The 8,029-nt window shown below is 61.1% G+C and carries 9 protein-coding genes; 6 read left to right on the forward strand and 3 right to left on the reverse strand.

From position 1 onward, the window contains the following. Positions 1 to 469: hemolysin III family protein (locus Q1V60_RS10075; RefSeq protein WP_300629874.1), on the forward strand; the 469-nt coding region annotated here is incomplete at its 5' end. 12 nt (positions 470 to 481) lie between these two features. Here the strand turns inward: Q1V60_RS10075 and Q1V60_RS10080 are convergent. Continuing rightward, on the reverse strand, positions 482 to 1,384 hold the full coding sequence (locus Q1V60_RS10080) for a LysR family transcriptional regulator (RefSeq protein WP_300629876.1): 903 nt from the start codon (positions 1,382 to 1,384) through the stop codon (positions 482 to 484). Positions 1,385 to 1,492: 108 nt separating this feature from the next. On the opposite strand from Q1V60_RS10080, the gene Q1V60_RS10085 reads away from it, so the two are divergent. Genes Q1V60_RS10085 through Q1V60_RS10095 form a run of 3 tightly spaced genes read left to right on the forward strand, consistent with a single transcriptional unit; the run spans position 1,493 to position 4,023 of the window. Next, complete coding sequence (locus Q1V60_RS10085; RefSeq protein ID WP_300629879.1) at positions 1,493 to 2,734, forward strand: D-amino acid dehydrogenase; 1,242 nt, start codon at positions 1,493 to 1,495, stop codon at positions 2,732 to 2,734. A 10-nt stretch (positions 2,735 to 2,744) separates the two neighbouring features. After that, positions 2,745 to 3,095 (forward strand): RidA family protein, encoded by a 351-nt coding sequence (locus tag Q1V60_RS10090; RefSeq protein WP_300629882.1) that lies wholly within the window; start codon positions 2,745 to 2,747, stop codon positions 3,093 to 3,095. 25 nt (positions 3,096 to 3,120) lie between these two features. Continuing rightward, a complete protein-coding gene (locus Q1V60_RS10095) occupies positions 3,121 to 4,023 on the forward strand; it encodes a transporter substrate-binding domain-containing protein (RefSeq protein ID WP_300629885.1) in 903 nt (300 codons plus the stop codon). Positions 4,024 to 4,065: 42 nt separating this feature from the next. On the opposite strand, the gene Q1V60_RS10100 is transcribed toward Q1V60_RS10095, so the two are convergent. Further along, positions 4,066 to 4,785: a 16S rRNA (uracil(1498)-N(3))-methyltransferase gene (locus Q1V60_RS10100; RefSeq protein ID WP_300629887.1), complete on the reverse strand. Its 720-nt coding sequence runs from the start codon at positions 4,783 to 4,785 to the stop codon at positions 4,066 to 4,068. A gap of 159 nt (positions 4,786 to 4,944) precedes the next feature. Further along, on the reverse strand, positions 4,945 to 6,351 hold the full coding sequence (locus Q1V60_RS10105; protein WP_300629888.1) for an adenosylmethionine--8-amino-7-oxononanoate transaminase: 1,407 nt from the start codon (positions 6,349 to 6,351) through the stop codon (positions 4,945 to 4,947). A 272-nt stretch (positions 6,352 to 6,623) separates the two neighbouring features. Here Q1V60_RS10105 and Q1V60_RS10110 point away from each other — a divergent pair, with 272 nt between their 5' ends. Then, positions 6,624 to 7,175, forward strand: coding sequence for a cytochrome b (locus Q1V60_RS10110; RefSeq protein WP_300629890.1), 552 nt, complete (start codon positions 6,624 to 6,626; stop codon positions 7,173 to 7,175). Between the two features lie 32 nt (positions 7,176 to 7,207). After that, a complete protein-coding gene (locus Q1V60_RS10115) occupies positions 7,208 to 7,786 on the forward strand; it encodes a YceI family protein (RefSeq protein WP_300629892.1) in 579 nt (192 codons plus the stop codon). Positions 7,787 to 8,029 lie beyond the last annotated feature (243 nt).

Here is an 8,029-nt window from a genome sequence, read left to right on the forward strand (position 1 = left end):
TGTGCTGTACAGCGCCTCGACGGTGTATCACAGCGTGCGGGGGCGGCGAAAAGAGATCATGCAAAAGGTCGATCACTTTTCGATCTACCTGTTGATCGCCGGCAGCTACACACCGTTTTGCCTGGTGACGCTGCACGGGCCGTGGGGCTGGTCGCTGTTCGGGATTGTGTGGGGGCTGGCGGTGATCGGCATTTTGCAGGAGATCAAGCCACGCTCGGAGGCGCGCATCCTGTCAATCGTGATCTATGCGGTGATGGGCTGGATCGTGCTGGTGGCGGTCAAGCCGCTGATGGCGGCGCTGGGCACGGCCGGGTTTATCTGGCTGGCGTCGGGCGGGGTGCTGTATACCGTCGGCATTATCTTTTTTGCCCTGGAAGACCGCTTGCGCCATTCCCACGGGATCTGGCACTTGTTTGTGATCGGCGGCAGCCTGCTGCATTTTGTGGCGATCATGCATTACGTACTTTGAATGCGGGTGTTCCTAGAGGCGGTCGAGCCATTCACAGGCGCGGTTGCCAAAGATCTCCAGCAGCTTGGCCAGCATATGCGGCGGTGGCTCGTTGGCGCGGGTCAGGGCGTAGAGGGTGATCGGCAGCGGCGGTGTCAGCGTGCGGATGTGGGTGGTGGCCGTTGAGGCACCGAGCGCGGTAAACGGATCGATCACGGTCAGGCCGGCGCCGGATTCGACCATCGCACGGGCCAGGGAATAGGTTTGCACCGAGATCGTCACCCGTGGCGCCGGGTCGACATTTTCCAGGTAGCTGCCCAGCTTCGCCGCCAGCGGGTCGGCGCTGGACAGGCCGATCAACGGCGCACCGGCCAGCTCGGCCAACGGCAGGGGCTGATGCTGTTCGGCCTCCGACCAATAGCCCTTGGACGCCAGCGCCACCAGTACGCCGTTGGCCAGTACCTGAGTGGTGAGCCCAGGGTGGCCGGAGAAATTGAGCGTCAACGCCAGGTCAATCTCGCGCATCAACAGCTTTTGCACCAACTCGCGGCTATGGTCGCTGGACAGCTCGCAGGCGATGTCCGGGTAATCGCGTTTCCATTCAAGAATCGAAGGCGGCAGCAGTGACAGCGCCAGCGCCGGTATCGCGCCGATGCGGATGCTTTGCCCAGGTTCACGGCGCAAGCTTTTGGCCAGGCGCCGCACGCCTTGCAGGCTTGCGGTGACTTTCTCGACTTCGCTTTCCAGCGCCAGGGCTTCGGGCGTGGGCTGCAATTTGCCGCGTACGCGCAGGAACAGCGCAAATCCCAGCTGCAATTCGGCGTGCTGCAACACCTTGGTCACCGCAGGTTGCGAGACATGCAGCAACTGCGCGGCGGCGCTGATGGAGCCCGTCTGGCGGATGGCCTGGAAGATTTCGATATGACGCAAGCGCATGACGAGTCCATAACCTTTGTTTATAGGTGGCCCATCTTTATTCATTGTCGGTGAGCTGTCACCTGCCTCTACGCTTGAGCCTTCTTCAATCAACGGCGGGAGGCTGGCATGGCCGCACAGGTTTGCATCATCGGTGGTGGCGTTATCGGTTTGACGAGTGCGTATGCGCTGGTGCGTGCCGGCCATGCAGTGACGGTGATCGACGCGCGCGACAGCCTGGGCAGCGAAACCAGTTTCGCCAACGGCGGGCAGTTGTCCTATCGCTATGTCGCGCCCCTGGCGGATGCCGGCGTGCCGCTGCAGGCGATTGGCTGGTTGCTGCGCGGTGACTCACCCTTGAAATTGCGCCCACGGCTCGACCCCCGGCAATGGCGCTGGATGGCAGCCTTTATGGCCGCCTGTCGGGGTTCGGTGAATAAGCGCAATGCAGCGCACTTGTTGCGCCTGGCGTCCCTGAGCCAGGCCACGTTGCAGCAATGGCGCGTGGATGACCGCCTGGAGGGTTTCGATTGGCGCCGAAATGGCAAGCTGGTGACCTTTCGCCATGGTGCCACCTTCGAGCGTGCGCGCAGCAAGGTCACGGACGTGTCGCTGCAGCAGGTGTTGTGCATGCGCGATTGCGCGCGGCTGGAGCCGACATTGGCGGCGGGTGATTTTGTTGGCGGTATCTATACGCCGAACGAGGAGGTCGCCGATTGCCATGCCTTCTGCCAACGACTGGCGGCCCGGCTCGAGGCGTCGGGTCGCTGCACTTTTATGCTCGGGCGCAAGGTCACCGGGATCCGCCAGGCCGACGGTGCAGTGCAGGCCATCGAGTTGGGCGGCGAAGTGATGCCGGTGGAACAACTGGTGCTGGCGGCCGGGCATCGCAGCGCCGAATTGGGCTTGCCGGGGTTGGCGCTGCCGCTGTACCCGCTCAAGGGCTACAGCCTGAGCGTGCCGATAGGCGCGCAGCACCGGGCGCCGAACCTGAGCATTACCGACTATGACCGCAAGATTGTCTACGCACGTATCGGCGAGCAGCTGCGGGTCGCCGCCATGGTGGATATCGTTGGGTTCGATACAGGACTTGAACCCAAACGTCTGGCCTTGATGAAGCGCCAGGCCCTGGAGACATTTCCCCAGGCCGGCGACTACGCCCACGCGGTGGAATGGGCCGGCATGCGCCCGGCCACGCCGACGGGGGTGCCGCTGATTGGTGCAAGTCGCTATCGCAACCTGTGGTTGAACCTCGGCCACGGCGCCCTTGGCTTTACGTTGGCCTGCGGCAGCGGCCAGTTGCTCGCCGAACTCATCGATCAGCGCACGCCTTCCATTGATATGCAGGGCCTGACGCCCTGCGCCGCTTGAGGACACAACCATGACCATCAGCCGAATCCGTAGCAATGAGCGCCTAAGCGGCGCCGTCACCTTCAAGGACCTGGTGTTCCTCTCGGGCCAGGTTCCGGGCGACGGCCAGGACGTCGCCACCCAGACCCGCGAAGTGCTGGCCAGGATCGATGGGCTGCTGGCCGAGGCGGGCAGCGACAAGGATCATCTGCTCAATGCAACGATTTACTTGAAGGACATCGGCGCAGGTTTCGCGCCGATGAATGCGGTGTGGTCCGCGTGGCTGTCGCCGGGCATGGCGCCCACGCGCACCACGCTGCAGGCGGAACTGGCCAGACCGAGTGTGCTGGTGGAAATCAGCGTGATTGCCGTACGTAAATAACTTCAAAGACCAACGGAGAATAACAATGAAAAAGATCCTGTTGACCGGCTGCACCCTGGGGCTTTTGTTGGGCGCCCAGGCGTATGGGAACGAACCGCCGCTGAACGGTACGTTGAGCAAGATCGCCAGCGCCAAGTCCATTACGTTGGGCTATCGCGACGCATCGGTGCCGTTTTCCTACGTGGGGGACAGCAGCGGCAAACCCATGGGCTATTCGGTGGATCTGGCGAGCAGGATCGTTGAGCGCATCCAGCAGAAAACCGGGGTGGCCGCGCTTAACGTGAACTACACCCTGGTGACGTCCCAGACCCGTATTCCGCTGGTGCAGAACGGCACCGTCGACCTTGAGTGCGGCTCCACTGGCGTGACGGCCGAGCGGCAGAAACAGGTGGCGTTCTCGTACGGTTTTATCTACGTGAAAGGCCAGTTGCTGACGGCCAGGGACAGTGGCATCAAGGGCTTTGCAGACCTGCAGGGCAAGAACGTGGTGACCACCGCCGGTACCACCAACGAACGCTTTCTCAAGCGCTACAACGCCGAGCACAAGGCCGATATGTTCGTGATCAGCGCCAAGGACCATGGCGAAGCGTTCAAGATGCTCGAGACCGGCCGCGCGGCGGCATTCTATATGGATGACGCGTTGCTCTATGGCGAACGCGCCAAGGCCAGGGACCCGCACCATTGGGTGGTCGTGGGCGAGGAACAGTCGCGGGAAATCTACAGCTGCATGGTGCGCAAGGATGACCCGCAGTTCCTGGCGGTGGTCAACGAGACATTGGCGGACCTGTACCGCAGCGGGGAAATCAACGGGATTTACCAACGCTGGTTTGAACAGCCGATTCCGCCGAAGGGGTTGAACCTGGAATTCCCGATGACCAGCGAACTGAAGGCAATTATCGCCAGGCCGGTCAGCGACCCGGTGGAGTGATCACACAAAACCCAGTGTGGGAGTGGGGTTTGCACGGCGGGGTTAGAAGTCGCCCCACAATTGCTGAGCCACGGACAGCGCCACCACCGGCGCGGTTTCGGTACGCAATACGCGCGGGCCGAGGCGGGCGGCATGGAAGCCGGCGCCTTGGGCGGTTTCTACTTCGCCGTCGGTCAATCCGCCCTCAGGGCCGATCAGAAAGGCCAGGCTCGAAGGCTTGGCATGGCTGACCATCGGCTCGGCCACCGGGTGCAGCACCAGTTTCAGATCGGCGTCGGTCTGCTTCAGCCAGTCCGCCAGCAACAGCGGCGGGTGAATCACCGGTACCGTTGAGCGCCCGCATTGCTCACAGGCACTGATCGCCACCTGGCGCCAGTGCAGCAAGCGTTTGTCGGCGCGTTCGTCCTTGAGGCGCACTTCGCAGCGTTCGCTGAAAATCGGGGTGATCGCGTTGACGCCCAGTTCGGTGGCTTTCTGGATCGCCCAATCCATGCGCTCGCCCCGGGAAAGGCCTTGGCCGAGGTGGATATGCAGCGGCGATTCGGCCTGGCCGTTGAAGCGTTCCGTCAGTTGCACGGTGACGCGTTTTTTACCGACCTCCAGCAGGCTGCCGAGAAACTCCTGGCCGGAACCGTCGAACAGTTGCACGGCGTCGCCTTCGACCATGCGCAATACGCGGCTGATGTAATGCGCCTGGGCCTCGGGCAACTCATGGTCGCCGAGGCTCAACGGGGTGTCGGTGAAAAAACGGGACAGTCTCATTTCTGTTCTCTGAAGAGGTGTAGGTAGGCGCGAGCTTGCTGTGGCGAGGGCGCTTGCTCCCGTTCGACCGCGTAGCAGTCGCTTTTCTTGGGGGCGCTTCGCACCCCGGCGGGAGCGAGCTCCCTCGCCACAGCAAGCCGGCTCTTGCGGGGGCTGGTATCAACCTGGATCACGGAAGCCTGGGTGGAAGCTCTTCGGCACGACAACACTGACGCTGCTGCGGGTGGCGATATCAATGCCTTCGCTGGCCACGTCGGCAAGGAAGTCAATCTGCTCCGGCGTAATCACGTACGGCGGCAGGAAGTACACCACGCTGCCCAAGGGCCGCAGCAACGCGCCGCGCTCCAGGGCATGCTCGAACACTTTCAGGCCACGACGTTCCTGCCAGGGGTAGGCGGTCTTGGTGGCTTTGTCCTGCACCATCTCGATGGCCAGCACCATGCCGGTCTGGCGCACTTCGCTGACGTGCGGGTGGTCCACCAGATGCGCGGTGGAACTGGCCATGCGCTGGGCCAGCGCCTTGTTGTTTTCGATTACGTTGTCTTCTTCGAAGATATCCAGGGTCGCCAACGCCGCCGCGCACGCCAGCGGGTTGCCGGTGTAGCTGTGGGAATGCAGGAAGGCGCGCAGGGTTGGGTAGTCGTCGTAGAAGGCGTCGTACACGTCGTCGGTGGTGACCACGGCGGCCAGCGGCAGGTAGCCACCGGTCAAGGCCTTGGACAGGCACAGGAAGTCCGGGCGGATGCCGGCTTGTTCACAGGCGAACATGCTGCCGGTGCGGCCGAAGCCCACGGCGATTTCGTCGTGGATCAGGTGCACGCCATAGCGGTCACAGGCTTCGCGCAACAGCTTGAGGTACACCGGGTGATACATGCGCATGCCGCCGGCGCCCTGGATCAGCGGTTCGACGATCACGGCGGCGACGCTGTCGTGGTGTTCGGCCAGGGTCTGTTCCATCGCCAGGAACATAGTGCGCGAGTGTTCTTCCCAGCTCATGCCCTCGGGCCGCAGGTAGCAGTCGGGGCTTGGCACCTTGATAGTGTCGAGCAGCAGCGCCTTGTAGGTTTCGGTAAACAGCGGCACGTCGCCCACCGACATCGCCGCGATGGTTTCGCCATGGTAGCTGTTGGTCAATGTGACGAAGCGCTTCTTGTTGGGCTGGCCACGGTTGAGCCAATAGTGAAAGCTCATCTTCAGGGCGACTTCGATGCACGACGAACCGTTATCGGCGTAGAAGCAGCGGGTCAGGCCTTCGGGCGTCATCGCCACCAGGCGCTCGGACAACTCGATCACCGGCTGATGGCTGAAACCGGCGAGGATCACGTGTTCCAGCTGGTCGACCTGGTCCTTGATGCGCTGGTTGATGCGCGGGTTGGCGTGGCCGAACACATTCACCCACCAGGAGCTGACGGCATCGAGGTAGCGCTTGCCTTCGAAGTCTTCCAGCCATACGCCTTCACCGCGCTTGATCGGGACAAGGGGCAGTTGCTGGTGGTCTTTCATTTGGGTGCAGGGATGCCACAGCACCGCGAGGTCGCGTTGCATCCACTGGTTATTCAAGCCCATCGGTGATCTCCTCGAAGCGGTCCTGCAACCTGCGCAGGTGAAACAATCGCGCAAGCCTATGCAATGGTGGCGTGGGTCACAAGCCATTGTCGGGAAATTCGCGGTAAATGCAGGACGGTCTGTCACGTAACCAGGGAATAGTCTTAATTCGTTGTTAATTTATGATGCATAGCCTTCAGATCGTCTTTTTCGATATTTCAAAGCGAAATTTTCCGCTTTAATTCGATAGGTAAAGCGCTAGTCTTGGGCACAGTTCTTACGGGATTAAGTACATGCAGCTACGCAATTCACCGGCCCGCTATGGTTGGGTCAGTATGGTTTTGCACTGGGGCGTGGCCTTGGTGGTATTTGGATTGTTCGCCCTGGGCCTGTGGATGGTCGGCCTCGATTACTACAGCGCCTGGCGCAAAGATGCGCCGGACCTGCACAAGAGCATTGGCATTACGCTGTTCGCCATCATGCTGGTGCGTATCGTCTGGCGCCTGATCAGCCCGCCGCCTCCGCCGCTGACCAGCTACAGTCGGTTGACCCGTATCGGCGCCACGTTTGGTCATGCGTTCCTGTATATCGCGTTGTTTGCCGTGATGATTGCCGGTTACCTGATTTCCACCGCAGACGGTGTCGGTATCCCGGTGTTTGGCCTGTTTGAAATTCCTGCTGTGGTTTCCGGTCTACCGGACCAGGCAGATACCGCCGGTTGGGTGCATTTTTACCTGGCCTGGGTACTGGTGGTATTCGCCGGCTTGCACGGCGTGGCGGCACTGAAACACCACTTTATCGATCGTGATGCGACCCTGACGCGAATGCTGGGACGCAAAGCCTGATGTTCAACCTCGACTCACAAGGAATAGAAAGCATGTTGAAGAAGACACTCGCCGCTCTGGCAATCGGTACCGCGCTGCTGTCTGCCGGTCAGGTAATGGCCGCTGACTACAAGATCGACAAAGAAGGCCAGCACGCCTTCATTGATTGGAAAATCAGCCACCTGGGCTACAGCTACATCCACGGTACCTTCAAGGACTGGGATGGCACCTTCAGCTGGGATTCGGCCAAGCCGGAAGCCAGCAAAATCGCAGTTGACGTGAAAACCGCCAGCCTGTGGTCCAACCACGCAGAACGTGACAAGCACATCGCCAGCAAAGATTTCATCGATGTTGCCAAGTTTGCCGATGCCAAGTTCGTGTCCACCGCGGTTAAATCCACCGGCGACAAAACCGCTGACGTGACCGGCGACCTGACGTTCCACGGCGTGACCAAGCCTGTGACCTTCAAGGCCACCTTCAACGGTGAAGGCAAAGACCCATGGGGTGGCGAGCGTGCCGGCTTCAACGCCAAGACCACGATCGACCTGAACGACTTCGGCGTGAAAGGCCCAGGCCCGACTTCGCAGACGGTCGACTTGGACATTTCGCTGGAAGGCGTTAAGCAGAAGTAATTTTGCTGGTTGCATGAGAAACCGGATCTTGAGATCCGGTTTTTTTATGCCTGGAATGCGGTCAATGTGGGGCTTGCCTGCATACAGACGACTCGGTTTTTCAGGTGAGTTCATGCCTTCGCAGGCAAGCCGCAATGCCAGTCAGTTAAGCGCTAGAGCAGGCAACCGTCGGCCTGTGGCGAGGGAGCTTGCTCCCGCTGGGCCGCGAAGCGACCCCAGAAAATGGGACTGCTGCGCAGTCCA

This window comes from Pseudomonas sp., from assembly GCF_030147005.1.
Lineage (GTDB): Bacteria > Pseudomonadota > Gammaproteobacteria > Pseudomonadales > Pseudomonadaceae > Aquipseudomonas.

Excerpts from the sequence above, each read along its gene's own strand:
- Q1V60_RS10080 (WP_300629876.1), bottom strand. The coding sequence starts at position 1,384 with ATGCGCTTGCGTCATATCGAAATCTTCCAGGCCATCCGCCAGACGGGC.
- Q1V60_RS10085 (WP_300629879.1), top strand. The coding sequence starts at position 1,493 with ATGGCCGCACAGGTTTGCATCATCGGTGGTGGCGTTATCGGTTTGACG.
- Q1V60_RS10090 (WP_300629882.1), top strand. The coding sequence starts at position 2,745 with ATGACCATCAGCCGAATCCGTAGCAATGAGCGCCTAAGCGGCGCCGTC.
- Q1V60_RS10095 (WP_300629885.1), top strand. The coding sequence starts at position 3,121 with ATGAAAAAGATCCTGTTGACCGGCTGCACCCTGGGGCTTTTGTTGGGC.
- Q1V60_RS10100 (WP_300629887.1), bottom strand. The coding sequence starts at position 4,785 with ATGAGACTGTCCCGTTTTTTCACCGACACCCCGTTGAGCCTCGGCGAC.
- Q1V60_RS10105 (WP_300629888.1), bottom strand. The coding sequence starts at position 6,351 with ATGGGCTTGAATAACCAGTGGATGCAACGCGACCTCGCGGTGCTGTGG.
- Q1V60_RS10110 (WP_300629890.1), top strand. The coding sequence starts at position 6,624 with ATGCAGCTACGCAATTCACCGGCCCGCTATGGTTGGGTCAGTATGGTT.
- Q1V60_RS10115 (WP_300629892.1), top strand. The coding sequence starts at position 7,208 with ATGTTGAAGAAGACACTCGCCGCTCTGGCAATCGGTACCGCGCTGCTG.